Source organism: Vibrio sp. MED222 (assembly GCF_000153005.1).
Taxonomy (GTDB): domain Bacteria; phylum Pseudomonadota; class Gammaproteobacteria; order Enterobacterales; family Vibrionaceae; genus Vibrio; species Vibrio tasmaniensis_A.
This window is the reverse complement of sequence record NZ_CH902606.1, coordinates 369,951-394,642: the sequence shown is the minus strand read 5'-3', so window position 1 is coordinate 394,642 and position 24,692 is coordinate 369,951. Positions and strand designations below refer to the sequence as shown.

The window sequence follows — 24,692 nt, the reverse complement described above, 5'->3', positions numbered from 1 at the left end:
CATCATTTCAAATTAAACGAGTTATTCAAAAATTTTGAACAAGTTGCTTTATGGACAAATTTCTTTGTCGAACAATCGCTTGCTGAGTTATATTTCAACGATTTGTTCAATTTCATAGAGCTCATCTGATATGTCTAACATCTTACGTTCCATCACTTTTTGAGCGTCTTCTATCCCCTTGTTGTAATACACGGCTCCAAACTTTTTACTGATGAAGTCGACTAAGAATTCAGTGTCGAACTGACCAAGCTCTACATCGAGCTCATCTTGTAGGTACTTTTGAAGTGTATGAGTGAGTTCGGATTTTTGCTTTGAATCTAATTGAATGGTCATGGGTGTTTCCAAATAAAGAGTATGTAGAACAATTGTGATTAGCCGACTAAGCTATAATTTCGTTAGCTCACTGCAACTCTGCCAATCAGTTCAAGTTTTCTAACTAGCTATAATTCCTCATAATTTAGTTTACAGACCAGTAGAGTGCCAGTGCTATCCATAAAATCGCTCAGTAATGGTTAATTTTGATAGAGGGATCAAGAACTCGCACTTTGACAATAGGTAATGGCGCCGAAATTACCGTACTATTGCCCATCAATAAGATAGCAACCGTGTATAAGAGGCTTCATTGTTATTAGATCTGGTGATTAAAAGCGTCAATCAGTTTCAAGACGATTGCTTGAAACTTTGTGAGCGTCATTACCCTACCGTACACAATCAAGGGATCAGTGAACATCACATAGGCAAAGCGTTTGCGAGACGAATGGAGCACACTTTCGTTAGCTTCAATCATGCAAGCAACGTAAGCCCACTAGAAATGCTCTCTTCTGGTGAAACGCCACGACATTTCCGAATCTCTTCTGAAATTGGTACCGTTTGGATGATTAGCCACCATATGGTGAGCGCAGGAAAGACTTGTCGTAAAAAGTTGATGCTGGACATTCATAACTGGCAGCAAGAGTACGGATTTGCCATTCAACCCAATGACCTATTGATTATTGTCTCCGACCATTGGATAAGTCGAAGCAAAAACAGTGGTGAACTCTTGCATTGGTGGATGGGGGAACTCCCAGACCAGATTAGCGACTACAGCCTACAAGGTATCACGCTAAGAGAGAGTGATACTCAATTCGCAGATGATTTAAATAGTAACTTCAAAATCAGTCCGTGTTTTATCCGATTCGCTCACCCGCTAAAACGCTCTGGAAATCAACAACTAGTTCGTAAATACCTGCAACTTTATGCGGTAATACAATGGCAGTAAAATACAAGCCAATTTTCAATTTGATATATAACGTAAATAATTATACCTACACTTTTATTTTATAAAATAACACCTATATTCTACACATTTATTATCCGGGTTCTCCAGTTTACTAATTAATAACTTAACAACCTCAATATTAATTTTGAGAGACAGACATCATTTTTGTGTAACCACGAAGATCTATTTATTTTATTATTTTGATACTCCCCCAGAATGTAAGCCTTTAACCATATTTATTTCAGGTGTATAAGTGTTAAGGCTTTATATTGATAGGGTTGATATGATATAGGTTACTCAGACATCAAATTCACTGAACCTATAAAAAAAGCTAATCAATATATATCATTGATGCATAATGACCTTTATCATCCTGATTTTTCGCTGACTTTAATTATTTAGATGTTACCGTGACAAATTAATTTTTATTAATTGACAATTTATCAACACCTGTCAATATTATGACAACTGTGATGTATATTCTCGTCACTGAATAAACACCTTTTATTAGCGATTATGATTTTATCAGACAGAAGTGAATTTATTAGTTGTATATCTGTGAATGCCGATATGCAGTTTATTGCGAAATACCAAGACTTAACACTTACAAGTGTCTACCAACCTATATTTGATTCTTCTTTGACTCAGATAGGCGTAGAGGCTTTGGTTCGTATTTCCAATTGTAAAGGTGATGTCGTTCGCCCAGATCACTTCTTCCATTCAGACGAAACCTCATACACAGACAAAATCAACGTAGAGAGGCTGAGCCGAGCCATTCACATCCGTAACTTCGCACAATCGACGGTCCGTCACTTAAACCTTTTTTTGAACGTTCTTCCAAACGTTGGTGAGTTGTTTGCATCAGAAAAAGTAAAAGACACTCTGTTAGCTAAACGTCTTCACGAGCTTAACTTATCGTGCGAACAAATCGTCATGGAGTTGGTCGAACTTAATGTAGAAAGTGAAGAACGTTTAAAAAACGCGGCCCACTCACTTGCAGATAATGGTTTTCAAATCGCGGTTGATGACTTTGGAGCACAGGCGTCAACAGAGCAACGTGTTCGTCATATCACTCCTCATATCATCAAAATCGATCGCTCTGTGATGTTGGATTTTGAAAACGGTGATACTCAAAAAATGGAGTTAGTAGTTAAGCTTGCCAACCAAATCGGTGCAAAGACGGTCATCGAAGGGATAGAAACCCAACAGCAACTGACTGCGATGCAAAGTTTAGGCTTCGATATGTATCAAGGCTATCACTTAGCCATGCCAAAGCCGATTGAGTTGGATATCCGCCTAGCAATCTAGAGTCTGGCCCCTATTCTCTAATATACCGGAAGCCGCTTTACCATTGCCTAACGACTTTTGTAATACCTATCTTTTAAAACGCTCCTTGTTAAGGCACGCATTGCTATCGCAACGTCCTCTTAGTTCGGACCTATCTTCGTCTTGTTTTATCAAACCATATCCGTAAAAAAGCCCAGTCAAAATTGACTGGGCTGGCTTAAAAGAATCTGTTTTATATCAATCCCTAATAACCCGCAGTGGACGGTTTGATTCTATATAGAATGGCGAACATCACTGGTACTACTATTAGCGTTAGTACTGTAGCAAAGCCTAAGCCTGCCATGATGGTAATCGCCATCGAGCCGAAAAATGCATCGAATACCAAGGGAATCATGCCCAAGATAGTCGTTAGTGCTGCCATAGATACCGGTCGTACACGACTGATCGCGCTGTCGACAACCGCTAAATATGGGTCTTTACCTGTTTGTAGCTCACTGTTGATCTGGTCAAGCAGTACGATACCGTTCTTCAAAATCATGCCACTTAAGCTCAGTAAGCCTAGGAAAGCCGTGAAACTGAATGGCATATTGGTACCTAACAGACCAATCGAAACACCAATGATAGAAAGTGGTACCGTAAACCAAATCACAAGCGGCTTACGAACCGAGTTAAACAAAAGCATGGTAATAATAAACATCAGCAAGTAACCCATTGGTAGTGAACCAAATAGAGATTCTTGTGCATCTTTAGAGCTTTCGTATTCGCCGCCCCAACTGATGCTGTAACCTTCTGGTAGAGCCAATGCTTCTACTTGTGGTTTCACACGAGCAAACAAACTCGCGGGTGTTTCATCACCCAATACATCGTGGTCAGCCAATACGGTTAGCGTACGCTTTCTGTCACGACGTTGAATCAGTGGCTCAGACCATTGAAGCTCAACCCCATCGATCACTTGTTCTACGGGAATGTAGGTTTGCAGTGATGGGCTCCAGATCTTCACATTGTTCAGTGATTCAAAGTCAAAACGCTCTTCTTCAGGCAGGCGTGCCACGATAGGTAACATGTGCGTACCATCGCGCAGTAAACCGATGTTGTAGCCACCAAACGCCATTTGTAACGTCTCAGACAAATCAGTTTTTGAAATACCAAGGCGACGTGCCTTTGATTCGTTAAACAGTGGCACGAGCTCTTTGGTGCGTTCACGCCAATCGTGACGCACATTTCGAGAACCAGGATCCGCCAACAAGATATCTTCTACCTCAACAGCTATGCTGCGAAGGATCTGCGGGTCTGCACCGCTAATACGAGCTTCGATTTTTGACGCTGGCGACGGGCCAAACTCAATCAATTTAAATTGGAACGTAGGTTGTTCAAATTTATTGGCCAAGTCCTTGTCTAGCCCTTCTAGGACTTTAAACATGGTGTCTCGGTCAGTCGTTCGTACCTGCAGTTGACTGTACGCTTCGTAACTTTTCTCGGGTTGGTATGTCAGCGCAAAACGTTGCATGCCTTGGCCAACTGTTGTAGTTACAAACTCAACGTCATCTTGCTGGCGAATGTAGCTTTCAACTTTTTCTGTCTGCTTAATCGTTTCACGTACATCGGTACCTTCCGGCATCCACATATCGACGTAAAACATTGGCGTATTTGATGGCGGGAAGAACTGCTGCTTCACCATACCAAAACCAACCACAGAAACTGCTAATAGCGCGACCATACTTACTACGGTAAGCCACCTAAATCGAAGTGCTACTTTCAGACACGCGCCGAATACAACGAACAGAATACCTTTGTATGGGTCTTCGTTCTCATCGACCTTGTCTTCTTCTTTCAGCATCATTTCTGCAAGGAACGGAGTCAGCGTTAGCGCTGTAACCCAGCTCAAGAACAATGAAAAACACAAAACCCAGAACAGTGAGCCCATGAATTCACCTGTCGCGTCTTTCGACAAACCGATTGGTGCAAAGGCCGTGATAGCAATAATGGTCGCACCCAATAGTGGCCATTGTGTTTGTGTCACGATGTCTTTCGCTGCTTGAAGCTTGGTTTTGCCTTTCTTCAAGCCAACCAAAATACCTTCAACGACAACAATCGCATTATCCACCAGCATACCGAGAGCGATGATAAGTGCACCCAGTGAGATACGGTGCAGTTCGACATCGTTGTAATCCATCAGGATGAAGGTTCCAAATACCGTCAATAGAAGCACTAGACCGATGATCAAACCACTGCGTAAACCCATTGCAAAAAGCAGTACGATGATAACAATAGCAACGGCTTCTACTAGGCTGATTAAAAAGTCAGCCACTGATTTGTCTACTTCTTGCGCTTGGTTGTAGAAGTAGTTCAGCTCTACACCGGCAGGCTTAATGCTTTCTAAACGATCCAGTTCGGCATCTAACGCGTTACCAATTTCGACGACGTTTACGCCTGAAGAGAACGCAATACCTAGGTTGATCGCTGGTTTGCCATTGTAAGTTAATACGTTACCTGGCTTTTCTTGGATACCGCGAGTCACTTCAGCGACATCTTTCAAGCGAATGAGGTTGCCCGTATCACGACCATGAATGATCAGGTTTTCTAACTCTTCAACCGTGCTCAAAGTGCCGTTAGGCTTGATCGTTAGGCTTTGACCATTCAGCATCACCTCTCCAGCCGAAACCACACTGTTTTGTTGTGCTAACAGTGACGTTACCATCGACATATCTAGGTTCAACGCCGCTAAACGCTCAAGTGACATCTCAACAAACAATTGCTCTTGTTGGTCACCCGCAATACTCACTTTGCCAACACCGTCAACCAATTCGATTTCACGCGTTAGGTAATCTGCGTACTGTTTTAGCTCGACATAATCGTAACCATCACCGGTCAGCATGATCATCACACCAAATACGTCACCAAAATCATCAATAATCTGAACTGAATTAACACCACTGGGTAGTGTTGGCTGTAGATCGTTGATTTTACGACGCATTTCATCCCAAATTTGGGGCAACTCGTCTGGACCGTAGTCCATCTTCATGCTGACCATAATTTGAGACATACCATTCGACGACGTTGAAGTGATCTTGTCGATATAAGGCAGTTGTCGTATCTCTTTTTCAAGTGGATACGTTAACTCTTCTTCAACTTCCATAGACGTAGCGCCAGGGTAAGTTGAAATAATCATTGCATCTTTAATGGTAAAAGCTGGGTCTTCTAAACGGGATAGGTTGCCAAAAGACGACACACCGCCAATGGCCAAAATGACTAGAAACAGCCAGCTGATTACTTTGTTTTTAATTGAATATTCTGCGATGTTCATTCTGCTTTTCCTGACAATTCGATTCCGTCACGGAGTTTTCTTAGATTCGAGTTTACGAGTCGATCACCTTGCTCAACACCATGAGCGATTAATGCGCCTTGGCCACTGATTTTGTCGACTTCTACTTCGCTTTTGAATGCTTGTCCGTCTTCCATTTTCCACACATAGAACTGATTAGCTTCAGAGCCCGCTTCTAGCGTTGTCATTGGTAACTGGTAACCTTGAACATCACTCAGACCCGCTTTCGCCATATCCACATTGACCGTAACGCTCGTGCCCGGCAGAATTTCACTTTCAGGCTGCTGCATCTGCATCCAAAACTCGTAGGTACGTGATTGTGGGTGCAATTCGCTAGTGTGCTCTAGATACGTCAAAGGATATTCCCCCGAGTGACCTCCAAAAGTTGCTTGGGGGCGGTAACTGCTCGAACGCATGTCTGGGCTGATCGACGCCAAAATAGAATCTGACACTTGAATTCGCACATACACCTTATCGTTCTGGTACACACTCAGGAGTGTTTCTCCAGGAGTCGTGTTTTCGAATCGTTGCTTATCGACGGTTGAAACTGTTCCTGAGAATGGCGCTAAAAGCTCTGTGTAACTTAACTTGCGTTTTGCTGCCGCCAAATTCGCCGATGCTAGTTTGTAGTTAGCCGTCAGTTGGTCGTGTTCTGATTGCGATAACATCTTGCTGCCAAACATCTCCGTACCACGGGCCAACTGTTTGCTCGCCAGTTTGAATTGAGATTTAGCATCAGTTAGATCTTGAAGGTACGTTGCGTTATCTAAGGTGGCTAATAACTGCCCTTTTTCGACTTTGTCACCGGCTTCCACCAATACTTGTTGAATTTCGCCTGCAAGCTTAAATGCCAACGGTGTAAGTTCTGCAGGCATCACCTGTCCATTAAAACTTCTGAACTGATCAGTCAGCGGCGCGCCAACGTCAAAGGTAGAAACCAATAAAGGCGGTTGTTCACGGTGTACAGCTTCATTGTTACAGGCTTGAAGTAACAAAACCGACGCGACAACAACTGATGATTTTAAAAGGTTCATTAAATACCCCCCTCACGAAGCCAAGCTTTTACTTGCTGTCCGTCAGATAACACATCCACACCGGCTTCAACGATAAGATCACCAGAAGAAAGACCTTCTATAACTTTACCTTGCTCATCAAGCAGGACTTGTACTTTAGAAATCGATCGAGAGTCTGGGTTATAGCGCCATAGCTCGCCATGGTCAGCTTGTTTGGTTAGCCAAGCTGAATCAACAATGCCAATACCGTAGTATGACTTACTCTTCTGAACTTCAACTTGCGCTGTCATTCCAGAAAGTAGATTGATGCCTACCGGCTTGTCGATAGATACAACCGCTTGGTAGCTGTTGGTGTCTTCATCTGGTTGTGTAGAGATCTCTTTAAAACGCGTTGGGATACGAATACCGCGGTGGCTATCCATTACAACCCACATGTTTGAGCTCGTTAGGTCTTGAATAGAACGGTCTTCAAGCTTAGATACCGGAATAGAGAACGTCACATCCATTTCACTGTGATTCAAAATATTAAGAACTGGCTGCTTTTCAGCAATTAACTGATATTGCTTACCAAACACCATCGATACCACGCCATCGAATGGAGCAACTAATGTGGTGTAACCAAGGTTTGTTTTTGCTTGTTCCAACTCAACGTCAGCGGCAGTAAAGGTGTTGACGGCTTGGTCGTAGTAATCGGTACTGACTAACTTTTTTGAATACAGCTCAGAAGCTTGCTTGTATTGACTGTTCGCCAAGTCAAATTTAGCTTGAGCTGCATCAACGGCAATACGGTAATCCGTCGCGTCTAATGCGGCTAGCACCTGACCTTTCTTAACTTCTTGTCCCATACGAACATCAAAAACTTCGATATCGCCACCCACTTGAAATGAAAGCGCAGCACGGTCGGTTGCATCCACTTTTGCGATAAAACTATCAAGCTCGATATCTGCCCGCAGAGGAATCTCAAATAACTTTACAGGCTTGATTACCTGCTCATTTTCCTCTGACTGAACTTTGTTACATCCAGTTAGAGAGCCGGCGAGCAATAGTGCGGCAATAACCACGCCCGTACGCTTGGTCGGTATCGCTTTGATAGACAAATTGGATTGCATGATGCTTCTCCATTTAATTATTATGATTTATTACACAGGTGGGCAGTATATTTATTATTAAAGAATTCTCAAGCTTTACTTTCCACCTGTGCAGTATTTTTTATTTCAAGGAAAACAGTGTAGAATGTGGTAATCAGGTAAATGTAGAAATGAAGATGACTGAAAAGAAACAAGGCAGAAGAAGCGCGAAAGACGCTGAAGAAACGAGATTTTTGATCATGGGTGTAGCTGCGGATATGTTCTGTGAGCATGGTTATGACAGTGTTTCTCTTCGTAACATCAGTGAGAAAGCAGGCGTATCTCATAGCCTTATTCGCCACCATTTTGGTAGCAAAGAGAAAATCTGGCATGCGATAAGTGATTGTTTACATGATTATTTTCAGTCATACATTGCTAAAATCGTAGAAGAGTTACCAAAAGGCGTCGCGCCAAATATTACTATCTATTTATTCAGTATGCGCCTCTTTAGCAACATGATTCACTCACGCAAACCGATGCAACTTATCACCGACTCTGTTCGCCAAAAAGACAACTTGGTCGATTACTTTATCGACAATGTTGGTGATATCGAAAAACAAATTAATATGTTGGCAGATGAATATAATGATGCGAATCCAGATAATTTGATCAACATTTATGAAATTAAATGGCAAATGATCATGTATGCGCACGGAGCGGTATGCCTTACTCCTTTCATGGAAAGCACATGGAATGAAGGCGACATGCAATCGACACCTGAAGAAGCATTGTTAAATCATTGGCAATTGTTCAACAAGCAAATGATCAGTACGTTCAATATCAGTGATGAATGGGTATTGAATACGAGTTCGATTGAAGAGCTTATTTATGAAGTCCCTTGTGTGTGGAAATGCGAACACTAGCAAAACAAACACTAAAATCGCGGCTTTAAGTTTCATGCTTAGTGCTTAGTGCTTAAAACGAAAACGAAAACGAAAACGAAAACGAAAATGCCCCGCTACTGACATATATCAGTAGCGGGGCATTTTTATGTCGGAGTGAGTCTGCTTATGTTTTAAACGATTCAACCAGTAGCAGGTTTAGCGACGCGCTTTACCGCGATTTTGGTGAATCTTAAGTTTCGCTTTCATCTTACGTTTTTCTGATGAACGACTTTTACTGCGACCACCTCGATCGGGGGCTATATCTTTTTCTAGGCTTGGTTCAAAACCCTCTAGCCACTCTTGAGGCAAGCGAGTATCAAGTAAGCGTTCAATGTCACCCAGAAGATAAGCTTCATCTTGGCTCATCAAAGAGATCGCTAAACCACTGTTGCCAGCACGGCCAGTACGACCAATACGGTGAACGTAGTCTTCCGCTTTGAATGGCATATCGTAATTCACAACTTGTTCTAGCTGCTGGATATCAATACCTCGAGCTGCCACGTCGGTTGCAATTAGCGCGCGTATTTTGCCTGATTTGAAATCATCCAGTGCTTTTTGGCGCGCACCTTGGCTCTTATCACCATTGATTGATGCCGCTTTAATGCCATCTAGCTTAAGCTCTTTAACTAGAGCATCGGTACCCTGCTTAGTCTTAGTGAACACCAACACTTGTTGCCAGTTCTTTGAGCCAATCAAATAAGCCAATAATTCACTCTTGCGCGATTTATCAACGGGATAAACCATCTGGGTAACGGTGTCAGCGGTGCTGTTTTTTGGCGTCACTTGAATTTCGCTTGGCGACTGCATCATTCGATGTGCCAGAGCTTTAATTTTGTTATCAAACGTCGCAGAGAAGAACAGAGTCTGTCGCACCTCATTCATACGAGAAAGAATGCGTTTGATATCAGGCATGAAACCCATGTCTAGCATGCGGTCTGCTTCATCCAGTACCAACACTTCAGAGTGGCTCAACATGATGTTCTTAGTGAACATATGGTCGATAAGACGGCCCGGAGTCGCGACAAGAATATCAGCTCCCCCGCGTAGGTTTTCAGTTTGAACCTTCATACTAACGCCGCCGTAAGCCACCACGACTTTGATGTCGGTGCCCTTTGCGTAGCTGGTTACGTTATCGAAAACCTGTTGCGCTAGTTCACGTGTTGGTACCAACACAAGCGCACGAACTAGCTTCGGGTTTGGAATAACGTTGTCTTTTGTCTCGATTAATCTTTGGATAATGGGCAAACCAAATGCGGCCGTTTTACCTGTACCCGTTTGAGCACCAGCCAATACATCTTTGCCTTCTAATACCAATGGAATCGCTTGTTCTTGAACACTGGTAGGAGCCGTAAAGTTAAGCTCTGATAGCGTAGCAAGAAGATGCTCAGATAATCCTAGTTGGTTAAAAGATTTTGTAGATTCAGACATAGTATGATGCTCAAAGATTAAATAGGCGCGGATTGTAGCAAACCAGCATTACGCTGTTTACCTTTCCTTTTGATTTTTCTTCATTTGAAGCGAATTAAACTGCTTCGCTTCTTCTAAAACACTAGGATAAAGCTCATTAAAGTGACACTGCAACGTGTTGTAGTGCTGTTCTAGGTCGTGATAGCAAGACTTAAGCATCCCAAGCTTTGGCCGTCTCAAAGCCATGCGTTGCAATACCACCTCAATGGAAGACATGTCTTGATAACTTAGCAACCAACGTTGTTCTGCCATTTTCTGGTGAACAGTAATGAAGTGCTCAGGCCAATGAGGCTCTTGGTGTTCAAAGATCTGTTGATGGCTGTCTACGCAAAAGCGCTCAAGTGATTGCGTTGAGAACTGAGCCCAATGATTGGCTAAGCAGTGATCCCAAAATACATCGAGTGCGATAGGTGCAAAGCGTCGTGTTTGGTGTGAGAAAAGCGATTTTGCAGAACGAGACACATCATGATGATCAGTATAGCTATCAACGAATCGATGAAGTCTTATTCCGTCTGAAAGTGAGTTTGAATAATATTTACTAGGATCGCCTTTAACGAAGTCACCTAACAGATTACCCGCTAAGTTACTTTTACAATGCTTGGCGATGTGGAGGTGTGCGAGAAAGTTCATTGAACCTCATTAAAGTATCGAGAACTAAGTAACATGGTAAACGTACTCGTTTATCTTCGCGAACTTTAATGAGGATAGTTTTGTTATGACGCGTGAGCGAATGAGATTTGCTCAGTTTAAAAATTGTTTAATTTGAGAACGTTGAACTACAGAAACCTTTAGTTCAGTAAAACCTAATTAAAGATCTTAAAAACTTAGTTCGAAGACTTGAAAAGCTCTTCTGCTAATTGTTTAACCGTCTGTTCATAGTCAGATAAATCGATACCAATTTCCATAGCATCTAACAACTCTAGACTTTCGTCATTATAAGATTGGTCACTCATAGTGCCCCCTCTATTCCTTGGTGTGGACATGTTGTCCGATTAACTAGTGCACCATCTTGGACTTAAATTATGTCACTTTGATGAACGCACTCTACTCTACCCATTCCATATTTATAGCTTGAAGCTACTCGCGATCATTAGCGCTTGTTTACGCTAAAGGGGCATACGCGAACGACATATGTACTGCCACCTTACACCAATTACAACAAATTACCCTATAAATTTTGAAGCAAATCACACTCAAACGTTTGCTTAAGCATTTTTAATTCCTTACGCACCAATCACTGTACACATTTATATACAGTGGATATTTTTAATTACATTAAACATTGCATTTGGAATTAAACTCAATCAAGATACTTAAAAATCGAGATATTCTTTGGGTTTATTCTCTTAGACCAGAAGAAATACAACGAAAACCCACCCTAACGTAAAGAATTATATACAATGAATAAATCAAAGGTTTTTGGTAGTACTTTGATCATTGCAGGCACAACCATTGGTGCCGGCATGCTCGCTCTTCCACTCGCATCTGCAGGAATTGGCTTTTCAACCTCACTATTTCTAATGCTTGGCTTATGGGCTCTAATGGCCTTCACCGCATTATTAATGGTAGAGCTTCATCAATTCGCTGAATCGGACGCAACTCTACACACGTTAGCTCACACGATTTTGGGAACGAAAGGAAAGTGGATCGCAAGCTTCGCCGTGATGTTTCTTTTCTACGCTTTGTGTGCCGCATACATTGCAGGTGGCGGTGCGCAGTTTAACCAACGTATCTCGGATATCGCAGGGATTGAACTCAATGGTCAAGTCACCACACTCCTATTTACACTCTTAGTTGCGGGAGTTGTGACGATTGGTACACACAGTGTTGATAAAGTTAACCGCGTTTTATTCGGGCTTAAACTGATTGCGATGGTACTGGTACTCAGTTTCCTTGCACCAAACATCACCTCTCAATACCTAATGAGCATGCCTTTGCAGCAAGGCCTGATTGTTGCTGCGATACCGGTTGTGTTTACCTCTTTTGGTTTCCACGGCAGCATCCCTTCAATTGTTCGATACCTGGATGGTGACGTTCGCTCATTACGTAAGGTGATGATTATTGGCTCTGCACTGCCTTTGGTCATCTATGTTTTCTGGCAGAGTGTTACGTTGGGTGTGATTAGCCAAGAGCAATTATTGTCTGATACTAGCTTGGGTGCGCTTCTAGTCTCACTATCGAAAACTGTTCATCAATCAAACTTAAGCTTGATCGTGGGTGTCTTTGCTGACCTTGCACTTCTTACTTCTTTTATTGGCGTGAGCTTGGGGTTATTTGAATTCATGGGGGACTCTCTAAGCAAGAAACTAGGCAATGCTAAACGCGTTAAGACGGCCGCTATCACTTTTTTACCACCATTAGGTTTTGCCTTGTTCTACCCACAAGGTTTTATCATGGCTTTGGGTTACGCTGCCATTGCACTTTCAGTGCTCGCAATTCTGCTGCCGACAGTAATGGTATACAAAGTTCGTTACACAGATTTATTAGTAAAACCTCACGCTACAGAATCAACTTACCAAGTGTTAGGTGGAAGCAAAGCGCTGTTTTTAGCGGGTAGCGTTGGCGTGTTTATCATTGCAATTCAAATCCTTATTTCAGTAGGGTTATTACCATCATTAGGCTAATAAACCCATCGAGAGCAAAAATACTTGATTGATGTCTCATTAACGATATATTGCTGTCATGAATTTTCATAATTAATCGATCGGAATCACATTTTTATTAAGGTCGGTTATTTAGAGTCCACGGTAAAGGATTTACCGTGGAGTTTTTATGAAAGAAGTACAATTTAGAACGATAGACAAACTGTTTATTAAAATGTCTATTAACGACAAGTTTTGGGTCATTTTCTTGATCTTTTTCGCCGCTGTAGCAAGCCTCGCTGGCTTCAACTATGTCAACAAGCTAGAACAAATTGACGCAAGTGCAAAACAGCAGGTTGAGTTTCAATTGCAAGGCATTTTATCAGCGTCAGATTCCCCAGCTTCGGTTCGTTCTGTTAGCCAACAAACACGCCTTCAAGAAACCACTATTTCAAACACGGGTTCGGTGACTGCTACGGCACTGGCACAAGATGGCAACTACTACTCTCTTACCGTTTCAACTACTGATACACAGAACCAAAAGCAGCAAGCTCTGTACACATTATTACTCAGTCTTTTATGGTGTTTGCCTTTTGGTCTTTTCTGTTACTGGGTTGCAACCTTCCTAGGAGGCGCACTTTGGGTTCTTTACTCAACCACTCAAAAGATTGGTGATGGTGATTTAACATCTCGCCTTGGCTTCCATCCAGGCCGAGATGAGTTTGGTACGATTGGTTGCGCCCTTGACCGTTCAATGGATACGCTAAGTGAACTAGTCAATAACGTAAACCAAAACGCAGCGACACTGAGTGAAACGTCAGCTTCTTTCGAAAAAGAGATGAAGCGTAGTGAAACACAGATTATGAGCCAGAATTCATCTCTAGACTCTGTTGCAACGGCAATGGATCAGATGACGGCATCAGCGAATGAAGTATCTAATATCTCTGCGCGCTCTACAGAGCAAGCGGAGCAAGATGCTCAACAAATCAATGATAGCCATGCTATGGTTCAGCAAGCAATCTCAGAGATAACCACCCTTTCTTCTTTGATTGAGCAAACCTCGTCTTCTGTTACGAGCTTGAATGTAAATACAAGCCAAATCAACGAAGTCATCACCACGATCAACGCAATTTCTGAGCAAACCAACTTACTTGCGCTAAATGCCGCGATTGAAGCAGCTCGTGCGGGTGAACAAGGTCGTGGTTTCGCCGTTGTTGCTGATGAAGTAAGAACGCTTGCTAGCAGAACTCAATCCGCTACAGTTGAGATCCAAACGATGATTGAACGCTTACAGCAAGAGAGTCAAAATATTGCTAAGATCACGGTGCAAACGGTTGATCAAGCGCAAACCAGTAGCCAACTCATTTCACATATCGGTGATGACGTAAACTCGATTGCAGATTCCGCACAAGCGCTAATGGACATGAGTCTACAAATAGCAACGTCAGCTGATGAACAAAGCAACGTAGCGAATACCATCGCTGCTGAGCTTAATGATATACGAGGCCAATCAGACGTAATCAAAGATGTCGCTCAAAACTCTTCAAAGGGCGTATCTAAGCTGACTGAAGCATCGGTTTCTCTGTCTCAAACTTTGGCAAGATACCGCACTTAGCACTTAGCTATCAGCTATTTGCACTTAATGTTTGATGCTTAATGCTTAATGCTTAATGCTCAGAATTAAGAACAAACCTAAGAAGGACTCATATAGAGTCCTTCTTTTATTGGTGTCGATTAATAACCATGGCAAATCCATACTCCTCAGTTATTAACATGAAGTAAGTCGCAAAGGAGGGATTAAGAGGAGCCAAAACTGTCTAATAATCGAGCTTAGGGGTAATCTATTTGAACGGGTCTTATTTTCGCTTACCCTTTTGCTGCAGGTGACACATAATGAATAAAACAGATGCACCATACACCGACGACATCACATGCCCTTTATGCCAACATGACGAATATCTACTTTCAGAAAGTGGAGAGAAGTTCACTTGTGCTGCATGTGGTTTCCACACAACACAATTAAGCAAAGTAGTCAGCCTTCAATTAGGCTCTACCCCACCAAAGCTCCAGAGTGCGGTATACCACCACTTGAGCAGCGCTTGCCATTAATCCAAATCGATATTTCTTCCAAACTGTAAATATCCTGAGCCGCTAGCTCTGCTATGTCGGCTTCGGTATTATCACTCAATGAACCTTCAAACGTTGGTCGCAATCTAAAAGATTGAATACCCGCACGAACCCCTGCTTCAATGCCTTTCACCGTGTCATCAACATAAATACATTCGTTTGGTAAAAAGCCCATATTCATTGCGGTATACATGATCAGGTCGGGCTCAGGTTTCCAGCTATTGGCATCAAAAGCTGAAAATACTTTGCCTTTGAAGTCGTCGAGCATTCCTGTCATAGCCAATGAGGATTCAACTCGAGATTTAGGCGCATTGGAAGCGATACAAAACTCAATGTCTTGTTGCTTGAGGAATTCAATAAGCTCAATAGCACCATCCATCGGTTTTAAATGGCGTTGGAACAAGGCTTCTAATTCAGTGCGATAAATCGGCTCGAGTGTATCGATGGAGATAGATAGCCCTAAACGTGCTTGCGTATCCATTAAGATGTCAGCTAGCTTCCCACCTTGAAAGTGCACATAGCAGTCATTAACGCTTAACTTAGCCCCAAAGCCAGAAAACACATTCACTAAGGCTTGGCAACACAGCTTCTCGCTATCGATGAGTGTTCCATCACAATCGAAAATTACACATTTAGTTTGTTCTAACCGCATAGCTCTCTCACTCGCATTGAATTCAAGTTTTATCCTATAGTGTTCTTTCAATACGCGTGATGATTAAGGTAACACTTTACCTATCGCCCCTTATTTCTCTACGCGAAATATGCAGTGGATCACTTTATGCCTAACCATAAGCAACAGTACTCATTAAATTAATATACTTTGAGCGTCACCAATCACGACTTTATTTGCCAATAAACCGTTAATTCACGGCCAATTCTTCAATAACAATAGGTTTATCCGTTAATTCAATGCGACATTCCGCGGTGATGGTATCTGGATACGAATCACGAATAGCAACAAACTCGGGTAAGTGGCTCAGTAGTAACTGAGTAAGCTCAGGGTCGAACTGACAGCCGCATTCTCTCTCGAACAAATCGATAACCATCTCTAATGGCCACGGCTCTTTGTAACAACGGGCACTGAGTAGTGCATCAAACACATCCGCGACGGCCGTAATACGGGCAAACAAGTGAATTTCGTCACCCACTTTGCCATTAGGATATCCAGCCCCATCCCAACGTTCATGATGCTCGTTGGCAATGATAGCAGCCAGATTGGTAATATCACCGGCTCCACTCTTCAATAAGTTATAGCCTGCCGTTGTGTGAAGCTTCATCACTTCCCACTCTTGCTCGGTCAATTTACCTGGTTTATCCAAGATTGATTCTGGGACTGAAATTTTACCCACATCATGCATCGGACTAATGATCTCTATCATCTCGACCTCGCGATGGCTCAAGCCACGATACTTAGCAAGCAACGCAGACAACTTGGCGACACGCTTAACGTGATTTCCGGTTTCGCCAGAGCGAGTTTCAATCGCCTCTCCGAGAACATGAATCATATCTTTTTGAATATTCAGTGTTTGCTTCTGAAGTTTTAAGATTCGTTTGCTCTTTTTAGCCAGTTCTTTCTTTTGGCGTAGAGTGACAAATTGCATCAAAATAATCAGGCTCAAACCTGCAATGACCATCGACAAACCCAATAGCAACTGAAAGTTTTTACGAATAAAGGATGAAGGCTCATTAATGAATACAGCCTCATCAGGTAGCGCACTCTCACGGATACCGAACTTTTTCATCGCTGGATAATTGAAAACAAAACGTTTGTTATCACCTGGCGTTAAAGGTTCGCTGAAACCAAGAGGTAGGTACTTATCGAGCGCCTTAACCGTCTCTTCCCCCATGCTTTGAGAGTGATTCACATAGCCACCAAGTACATCTCCCGAAATATAGAACTGCCACAAAGCAAACACTGGAGCAGCACTTGCTTTAGACAAAGTATCCGAAACCTCTTGATAAGTATGATACACGCCTCGATTCAATTCGGTATTGTAATGACTGAGCAAAACCGCGTCATCAGCGGAGATACCTTCCAAAAACTGACGGGTACGCACTAACGATAGATCGCGTATTTCAACCAATGTGATATTAGGGAACTCAGTCATCACGCGATTCATCTCTTTGCGAATCAACTCAGAAGTGACACTGTAATCATTGATGAAATACAGTATTTTTAGGTTAGGTCTTAACTTCGAAATTAGATCAATATTGACGTCTATCTGATCGTTCTCATAAAGCACGGTTGCTCTATCAGACACCGAATACATGTCGGTACTGAAATCGTTAATACCGGCAGCAACGACAGGTGTGGAGCGATCGTTCAAACTAGGCAGAGATTCAAGGAAGTTAGCCGCGTTGTCGTCAGTCGCGATTACACCATCAAACTTATAATCTGCATATTTGGTACGTAAGTAGTTCGCGATAGAATCGTAGTACTCAGGGCTATGGACGCGCTTTGAATCCAAATACTCGATTGAGAGTTTAACTTCGGCTTGAGATTGGCTGAACGCACTGTCTATCCCTTTTTGGAAGTCAGCGGTCCACTGATAAGAAGGTTCGTATGAGTGTAAAACTAGGATGCGTTTGATATCCCAGTCATTAGCAAAACTGAGTGAAGAATAAGCGCTAACACACAATACAGCGATTGAGAACAATAGCTTGTACATACAATACCCTTTAAATAAGACGGGGTATTTTACTTAGATTAACGCTTTCTCAAAGAACCTTTAGTTCTCGACCCACACTTTATCGCGAGAAGCATGATCTTGTGCCCAAAAATCAAGGATCTGCTTAGCAAAAGCGTTGATACTTTGACCACCTCCAACCACAACATCTGAGATTAGCAGAGAATCCTCCGCTTCTGTAACGATAGCGCTCGCTGCTACATCACCATTTTGAGTCCCTATGTATAAGACATGTTCGTCAGATAACATAATCTGACTCAAAAACTCTAACATGTGCGCCCTTTCGGTTTCATCTTGGTAAGCGCTGGCTTGGTTAAGTGAAAAAAGTACGGTCAGTTTATGGAAGTCGACTTTATGCAGTTCATCAATTTGGGAAGGTGTTTGATCTTGGGTGAGGAGTTGGTATGTCTTGGACGGGAGTTTGCTTTGATAAAGTTCTCGGCCTAGCAGGCTCTCTTTTGCGGGGTAGGCAATATCGAGTTGACTAAACAGCCATTGGTTTTTCTTCTGTACAATTTCAGGTATTTCGTTATTCATTCTTTTAGTACCTACGGTTAGTATCCCCAAATGTCACAGCTATTTGGAAGACATATATTCGACTGAGGTGCCGAGCTACAAGCACAGAGCATACAGAGCATGACCAAGGCCAACAAGTACTTTAAATGCTTCATATTTTCCATTATCCAACAACATCCTTTAAGAACTTAACGAAAAGCTCTACACTCGTATTCAAGCTTTCAATATCCTTATAGTAAACAGAACTCTATAAATAAAAAGGACTTCTTATGAAAAAAGCCTTAATAGCAGCGGGTATCATCACAATGTTGGCTGGCTGTTCGGACAACGAGGTTGGCGACGTCTCTCTTGGATTCTTCACAATGAAGGATATCAAAATGTCTTCTTTAGATGATGATAAAATCGCAGGTGTGACTTGTCATATCGCTTCAATCGAAGCAAACCTTAGCCTTTCCGATCCAAGCGATAGCTCTATCTCTTGTCGTCAAACCGGTGAAATTACATCAGAAATGATTGCTAAAATAGACAAAAGCAAATCTGGTGAAGTGGTATTCAAACAATCAAAAAGTATCTTCTTTAAAACAATGAAGGTTCGTCGTATCTACGATGCAGAGAATCAATCACTGCTTTACTTATCATACACCACCAAAGAAACAGAAGGCAGTTTCAAGCATAGCCTTTCAACCGTTCCCCTATGGGGTACTGAGGCTTACGTTGATCCAGCAACACTCGTCCCTGCGGAATAGGCTCACGTAAATGCCCTCAAGCGAAAAGTAAAACGAGTCACCTGTACAGACATCGTACAGGTGATTCTAAATGTAATAAAAATGAAAGAATCAGAAACAAAATGTGATATCATGCGGCAAAATTTTTTCACTGTATTTTTCATATGAAGTTTCCTGGACAGCGTAAATCTAAACACTACTTTCCAACTCACGCACGTGATCCGTTGGTCAACCAAATGCAACAAACGCCTAAGCTTCACCGCGCAACAATTGTCGGTGTTGGTCAAACGATTGTTGATATCGAAGCCCGTGTTGATAACGCGTTCCTTGAAAAATATGAGCTGAGTAAAGGTCACTCACTGGTATTAGAAGAGAGTAAAGCAGATGCGCTGTACGAAGAGTTAGTTGAGCGCGGTTTGATCACGCATCAATACCCTGGCGATACTATCGGCAACACACTGCACAACTATTCCGTACTTGCAGACAGTAAATCTGTCTTGCTCGGCGTTATGTCTAAGAAGATTGAAGTTGGCTCATTTGGTTATCGTTACCTTTGCCGCACTTCTTCTCGTATGAATCTAAATCACCTTCAAACGGTTGATGGTCCTATTGGTCGTTGCTACACGCTTATTTCTGAAGATGGTGAACGTACGTTTGCAATCAACGAAGGCCACATGAACCAACTGCTTCCTGAAAGCGTTCCTGAAAAAGTATTCGAGAAAGCATCAGCATTGGTTGTGTCGTCATACCTAATGCGCGGCAAACCTGAAGATCCGATGCCAAAAGCGGTACAAAAAGCGATTGAATACGCGAAAGCGCACAATGTGCCAGTTGTACTAACACTTGGTACAAAGTACGTGATCGAAGGTAATGCGGAATGGTGGCAAGAATATCTGAAAGAAAACGTAACCATCGTCGCGATGAACGAAGACGAAGGTGAAGCGTTAACGGGTGAAAAAGATCCGCTTCTAGCTGCTAACAAAGCACTTGAGTGGGTTGACCTAGTTCTCTGTACTGCAGGCCCTATCGGTTTATACATGGCTGGCTACACTGACGAGCCTGCGAAACGCGAAACCACTCTGCCATTGTTACCGGGTAACATCCCTGAGTTCAATAAATTCGAGTTCAGCCGTGCTATGCGTAAGCAAGACTGTCAAGATCCGGTAAAAGTATACTCTCACATTGGCCCTTATCTTGGTGGCCCGCGTGAGATTAAAAACACCAATGGTGCTGGTGATGGTGCACTTTCTGCACTTTTACACGACATGGCAGCAAACAGCTACCACCACGTAAATGTTCCAAACTCAGAAAAGCACGAGCACTCGTGTCTAACGTATTCTTCTCTGTCTCAAATTTGTAAGTACGCAAACCGTGTAAGCTATGAAGTGTTGACTCAGCACTCTCCCCGCCTTTCTCGTGCACTACCTGAACGCGAAGATAGCTTAGAAGAAACATACTGGGATCGTTAATCGACCCTATTAGGTAGTTAACTCTTAGAGGTTAACACCAAGTTAGATTACCCATTCCTTGAAGGGCTGCTATATGCAGCCCTTTTTGTATTCAACACCAATATAGCCGCAACTGAAGGTAATCAGATCGAATATTTTGCTCGTTTAAGATTTGATCTCGCGCAATGACTCTTTAGATCTGTTATCTTCCAGCACATAATTGATGTGGTTTGCCTTTACTTGGCAAATTTATACAGTACTATCGCCACGCAAACGTTTACGTACCACCTTTCGGTTCTGATATAAGGATCAAATATGCTGTCTGATATTGATATTTGTCGCTCTGCTCCCCTTAAAAACATCAGTGAGGTTGCCAAGCAAGCTGGCCTGCACCACAACGAACATCAGCCATTAGGGCAATACAAATCTAAAGTGTCTCTCACATCACTTGAACGCCTCGCTAGCCAACAAGATGGTAAATTAGTCGTGGTTACGGCCATCACACCGACGCCTCTTGGTGAGGGTAAAACCGTCACCACTATCGGATTAGCGCAAGGCCTAGCAAAGATTAACCAATCCGCTATGGCCTGCATTCGCCAACCTTCAATGGGCCCGGTATTTGGTGTAAAAGGTGGTGCAGCTGGCGGTGGCTATTCTCAAGTTGCCCCAATGGAGCAATTGAACCTTCATCTGACTGGCGACATTCATGCCGTAACAGTCGCTCATAACCTCGCCTCTGCCGCTATTGACGCTCGTTTGTATCATGAGCAACGTGAAGGGTTAGAAGCCTTTGAGGCTCGCTCAGGCTTAAAAGCTCTGGATATCGACCCACGCAGAATCGTGTGGCGACGTGTACTTGACCACAATGACCGCGCACTGCGTATGATCACGGTTGGCAAGAACGAAGCAGGCAAAACAATTAATGGCTTTGAGCGCGAGGATGGCTTTGACATCTCAGCCGCTTCAGAGCTGATGGCTATTCTTGCTCTAACTGATGACCTTCAAGATTTAAGAAAGCGCATCGGGCGAGTGGTACTCGCATACAACAACCAAGGCTTGCCATTAACCGCAGATGACTTCAACGTAGCAGGTGCTATGACCGTCACAATGAAAGACTCCATAGAGCCAACATTGATGCAAACCCTTGAAGGGATTCCTACCCTAATTCACGCAGGGCCTTTCGCTAACATCGCACACGGTAACTCTTCTATTATTGCCGATAAGATTGCGTTAAAGCTGAGTGATTTTGTTGTGACTGAAGGCGGTTTCGGCTCAGATATGGGCTTTGAGAAAGCGTGCAACATCAAAGTGAAAGCATCGAACAAAAAGCCAGATTGTGCTGTTATTGTCGCAACATTACGAGGTCTAAAAGCCAACTCAGGTTTATACGATTTGAGACCGGGAACTCCGCTACCAGATTCAATCTTTAATGATGACCAAGACGCGCTCATTGCAGGGTTTGAGAACCTTAAATGGCACATCAACAACGTTAAGCAATACCAAGTGCCTACAGTTGTTGCGATCAATCGATTTCCACAAGACTCACCTCAAGAGCTCGATGCTTTGAAACAGATGATCACCGACTTCGACCCAAGCGTTAGTGTTGAAGTAAGCGAAGCATTTGGTCAGGGTGGCGAAGGGGCGACTAAATTGGCTCACGCCGTAGTAAAAGCTTGCCAAAAACAGAGTGAATTTAAGCCTTTGTATCACTCAAAGCAAAGCCTAGAAGAAAAACTGATGGCCGTCGCTGAAGTTGGCTATGGCGCAGCAAGTATCTCGCTATCTCCACTGGCTAAAAAACAACTGGCCGAATTCAAACTGCATGGCTACAACGACCTATCGGTTTGTTTAGCAAAAACACCATTATCGATCTCGACAGAAGCACACGTAAAAGGTGCACCATCTCAGTTTGACGTACCCGTTAGGGAGCTAAAACTGTGTGCTGGTGCTGGCTTTATTTACGCGCTGTGCGGCAATGTAATGACCATGCCAGGCCTACCTGATAAGCCGGCTTTTATGTCGTTGGACATTGATAGCAAAGGAAACATCGTTGGCTTAAGTTAATTACGACAAGACATAGGCTAAAAATTAGCTTTATCTAAAATAGCCTGTCCGTACTATGCTCCCCATAATATTTACGGACAGGTCTCCTTCCTGATACCTAATTGCTCAATTAACACCCCAAATGCAATAAATTTCATTGAAACCAAAATAATATGCACATCTGATTATAAGTTTTGGGTCAAGATCACATTAATAGACCTACAAAATATATAGTATTGCGCTGATTTTCGAGGACAGTGATGAATACGAGTATAAAAAAACTAATCAGCCAATTTCTATGTACCCTGTTTGTCCTAGGATTAGTCCCTGCTCTCTATATAAACTCTGAATTTGAACGGGTTGAAGCCCAGTATGCGCTAAACATCAAACAATCTAATCAAAACCAAATCGAATACAGCTTCCATCAACTCGCTATTATTGTTGAGCAAATATCAAACGCGGTTCCCTCTATTGCCGACTCACAGACCCTACTTCGTTCCATTTCCGAGCCTTCAGTTACTAACAAACAAGCACTGCAGGATCTGTGGGTTGTATTGGCACACGGGCAACAATACTACTCTCAACTGCGTTTCCTAGATCTAGACGCTAATGAAGTATTCCGCGTCAACTATAAAGATGGCCACGCAACTGTCACTCCAGACCACGAGTTACAAAACAAATCCTCTCGTGATTACTACAAAAAGCTACAAGAATTAGAGATTGGAGAAGTTAAAGCTACAGGCATTGATCTAGAAGTTGAAAATGGAGAGTTAGTTCGCCCCTTTTCGCCGACACTTCGCATTATGACGCCTGTCACTGTAGGGGAGCACATTATTGGCTATTTCATTGCTAACCTAAATATGCGCGAGATCTATGATCGCTTACATTACCAGATAGGTACATCAGCGACAGTTCCGGTCATCCTTAATAATACTGGTCATGTCATCATGGGGCCCGACCCTGAGGATTCATTTGGGCATGTGATTGAATCACGTTCAGACAAGACGTATGCAAAACTCTCCCCAGGCCTGTGGCAGAATATTCAAAGCGGCACCTCATCCAGCTATTTTGATGGTAAAAACTGGTATTTTCACTCTGACATCAGCCCTAAGATTAAGCAGTTTGAAGGACCCATCTATATGGTTCTTCATATTGAAGAACATCAATTTAACACTCAGTTTCAACAAGAAAATCACGCCATAGTCGTTCAGATAATCATACTCTCGATATTGATTTCAATGATTTCTGCAGGTTTCGTACTGTGGAACAGAAATCATAAGAAGAACAGTATCGAAAGCCAACTCGCCAAAGCAGCAATGAACGGTATGTCTGCCCTATTAATCACAGACAAAAATAACCGAATCATAAAAGTAAACCAAGAGTTCACCCGTGTCAGTGGCTACGAGTTAGAAGATGTAAAAGGTAAACAGCCTTCATTGTTTAACGCTGGCCGCTATAATGAAGAGTTCTACATTAAAATGTGGAGCGTCATTAAAGAGACAGGGATGTGGGAAGGCGAAGTGGTGAACCGACGAAAGGATGGCACCTTCATCACGGAAATTCTTCGAATACAAACCATCAAAGACTCAAAAGATGTGATTCAATTTTATGTTGCATCATTTGTTGATATCAGCAAACGCAAAGAGCTCGAGAATAAATTGAGAAACCTTAGCGAAAAAGATGCACTATCTGGCTGTTGGAATAGACGAAAGTTCGACCTGGAGCTTCGTGACGAGTGTTCTCGCGTTAGTCGTTACCCTACTCGCGAGCAGTCTTGCTTAGCCATATTGGATATTGACCATTTCAAACGCATTAACGATAGGTTTGGACATGATTATGGCGATAAAGCGATTCAAATCGTAGCACAGGTACTGCAACGTGAATGCCGAGATACCGACTTCGTGGCTCGTATTGGGGGAGAAGAGTTTGGGGTTATCTTGCCTCACACGACACCACAAGAAGCCGACTATGTGCTTAATAGGCTGAGAATCGCGGTCAGTATCGAGTTCGACAACGTCGTTACAATAAGTGGCGGAATAACCAACCTAACAAGTGAACCTGCACTCAATTATAAGTGCGCCGATTTAGCTCTTTACGAAGCAAAAGCAGTAGGTAGAAACAATGTATGTTTGTTCCTTGATAGCGAAATGAGCGAAATTGCATAGTGGGAGCCTGCATCGCACCACCGCCCCGCTAACTTGTTCAT

At 42.7% G+C, this 24,692-nt stretch carries 19 protein-coding genes; 9 read left to right on the top strand and 10 right to left on the bottom strand.

What is annotated here, in order from left to right:
- Positions 1–87 precede the first annotated feature (87 nt).
- On the bottom strand, positions 88–333 hold the full coding sequence (locus MED222_RS19765; protein WP_017059821.1) for a DUF2164 domain-containing protein: 246 nt from the start codon (positions 331–333) through the stop codon (positions 88–90).
- A 289-nt stretch (positions 334–622) separates the two neighbouring features.
- On the opposite strand from MED222_RS19765, the gene MED222_RS19770 reads away from it, so the two are divergent.
- Both MED222_RS19770 and MED222_RS19775 read left to right on the top strand, forming a co-directional pair.
- Positions 623–1,258, top strand: coding sequence for a hypothetical protein (locus tag MED222_RS19770; protein ID WP_009845296.1), 636 nt, complete (start codon positions 623–625; stop codon positions 1,256–1,258).
- Between the two features lie 570 nt (positions 1,259–1,828).
- Positions 1,829–2,566 carry an EAL domain-containing protein gene (locus MED222_RS19775; RefSeq protein ID WP_050395113.1) on the top strand — a complete coding sequence of 246 codons (738 nt, stop codon included), beginning with the start codon at positions 1,829–1,831 and terminating at the stop codon, positions 2,564–2,566.
- Positions 2,567–2,789: 223 nt separating this feature from the next.
- On the opposite strand, the gene MED222_RS21345 is transcribed toward MED222_RS19775, so the two are convergent.
- Genes MED222_RS21345 through MED222_RS21335 form a run of 3 tightly spaced genes read right to left on the bottom strand, consistent with a single transcriptional unit; the run spans position 2,790 to position 7,989 of the window.
- Entirely contained in the window at positions 2,790–5,849 is a 3,060-nt protein-coding gene (locus MED222_RS21345) for an efflux RND transporter permease subunit (protein ID WP_032555045.1), read from the bottom strand.
- Entirely contained in the window at positions 5,846–6,901 is a 1,056-nt protein-coding gene (locus MED222_RS21340) for an efflux RND transporter periplasmic adaptor subunit (protein WP_032555044.1), read from the bottom strand. Before MED222_RS21340 ends, MED222_RS21345 begins: the two co-directional genes overlap by 4 nt.
- The gene (locus MED222_RS21335; protein ID WP_032555043.1) at positions 6,901–7,989 is read right to left on the bottom strand and encodes an efflux RND transporter periplasmic adaptor subunit; all 1,089 of its coding nucleotides are present in this window, start codon (positions 7,987–7,989) and stop codon (positions 6,901–6,903) included. The genes MED222_RS21340 and MED222_RS21335 overlap by 1 nt, the downstream gene beginning before the upstream one ends.
- Positions 7,990–8,138: 149 nt before the next feature.
- Here MED222_RS21335 and MED222_RS19780 point away from each other — a divergent pair, with 149 nt between their 5' ends.
- Positions 8,139–8,870 carry a TetR/AcrR family transcriptional regulator gene (locus MED222_RS19780; protein ID WP_009845253.1) on the top strand — a complete coding sequence of 244 codons (732 nt, stop codon included), beginning with the start codon at positions 8,139–8,141 and terminating at the stop codon, positions 8,868–8,870.
- A 177-nt stretch (positions 8,871–9,047) separates the two neighbouring features.
- Here the strand turns inward: MED222_RS19780 and MED222_RS21330 are convergent, their stop codons facing one another.
- From MED222_RS21330 to MED222_RS22700, 3 genes are all read right to left on the bottom strand, one after another.
- On the bottom strand, positions 9,048–10,319 hold the full coding sequence (locus MED222_RS21330; protein WP_032555042.1) for a DEAD/DEAH box helicase: 1,272 nt from the start codon (positions 10,317–10,319) through the stop codon (positions 9,048–9,050).
- A gap of 57 nt (positions 10,320–10,376) precedes the next feature.
- Positions 10,377–10,988 carry an acyl carrier protein phosphodiesterase gene (locus MED222_RS21325; protein WP_032555041.1) on the bottom strand — a complete coding sequence of 204 codons (612 nt, stop codon included), beginning with the start codon at positions 10,986–10,988 and terminating at the stop codon, positions 10,377–10,379.
- Between the two features lie 194 nt (positions 10,989–11,182).
- Complete coding sequence (locus MED222_RS22700; protein WP_017059831.1) at positions 11,183–11,311, bottom strand: hypothetical protein; 129 nt, start codon at positions 11,309–11,311, stop codon at positions 11,183–11,185.
- Positions 11,312–11,758: 447 nt separating this feature from the next.
- Here MED222_RS22700 and MED222_RS19785 point away from each other — a divergent pair, with 447 nt between their 5' ends.
- Both MED222_RS19785 and MED222_RS19790 read left to right on the top strand, forming a co-directional pair.
- Entirely contained in the window at positions 11,759–12,982 is a 1,224-nt protein-coding gene (locus MED222_RS19785) for an aromatic amino acid transport family protein (RefSeq protein WP_009845232.1), read from the top strand.
- 148 nt (positions 12,983–13,130) lie between these two features.
- Positions 13,131–14,555 carry a methyl-accepting chemotaxis protein gene (locus tag MED222_RS19790; RefSeq protein ID WP_009845230.1) on the top strand — a complete coding sequence of 475 codons (1,425 nt, stop codon included), beginning with the start codon at positions 13,131–13,133 and terminating at the stop codon, positions 14,553–14,555.
- A 435-nt stretch (positions 14,556–14,990) separates the two neighbouring features.
- On the opposite strand, the gene MED222_RS21320 is transcribed toward MED222_RS19790, so the two are convergent.
- From MED222_RS21320 to MED222_RS19795, 3 genes are all read right to left on the bottom strand, one after another.
- Positions 14,991–15,719 (bottom strand): HAD-IA family hydrolase, encoded by a 729-nt coding sequence (locus tag MED222_RS21320; RefSeq protein ID WP_032555040.1) that lies wholly within the window; start codon positions 15,717–15,719, stop codon positions 14,991–14,993.
- A gap of 208 nt (positions 15,720–15,927) precedes the next feature.
- Positions 15,928–17,736: an HD domain-containing phosphohydrolase gene (locus MED222_RS21315; protein WP_032555039.1), complete on the bottom strand. Its 1,809-nt coding sequence runs from the start codon at positions 17,734–17,736 to the stop codon at positions 15,928–15,930.
- 60 nt (positions 17,737–17,796) lie between these two features.
- On the bottom strand, positions 17,797–18,291 hold the full coding sequence (locus tag MED222_RS19795) for a hypothetical protein (RefSeq protein ID WP_009845198.1): 495 nt from the start codon (positions 18,289–18,291) through the stop codon (positions 17,797–17,799).
- A gap of 248 nt (positions 18,292–18,539) precedes the next feature.
- Here MED222_RS19795 and MED222_RS19800 point away from each other — a divergent pair, with 248 nt between their 5' ends.
- From MED222_RS19800 to MED222_RS21310, 4 genes are all read left to right on the top strand, one after another.
- Positions 18,540–19,016, top strand: coding sequence for a CreA family protein (locus tag MED222_RS19800; RefSeq protein ID WP_009845193.1), 477 nt, complete (start codon positions 18,540–18,542; stop codon positions 19,014–19,016).
- 143 nt (positions 19,017–19,159) lie between these two features.
- A complete protein-coding gene (locus tag MED222_RS19805; protein ID WP_009845192.1) occupies positions 19,160–20,464 on the top strand; it encodes an inosine/guanosine kinase in 1,305 nt (434 codons plus the stop codon).
- A 294-nt stretch (positions 20,465–20,758) separates the two neighbouring features.
- The gene (locus MED222_RS19810; protein ID WP_009845188.1) at positions 20,759–22,507 is read left to right on the top strand and encodes a formate--tetrahydrofolate ligase; all 1,749 of its coding nucleotides are present in this window, start codon (positions 20,759–20,761) and stop codon (positions 22,505–22,507) included.
- A gap of 239 nt (positions 22,508–22,746) precedes the next feature.
- Complete coding sequence (locus MED222_RS21310) at positions 22,747–24,651, top strand: sensor domain-containing diguanylate cyclase (RefSeq protein WP_032555038.1); 1,905 nt, start codon at positions 22,747–22,749, stop codon at positions 24,649–24,651.
- Positions 24,652–24,692 lie beyond the last annotated feature (41 nt).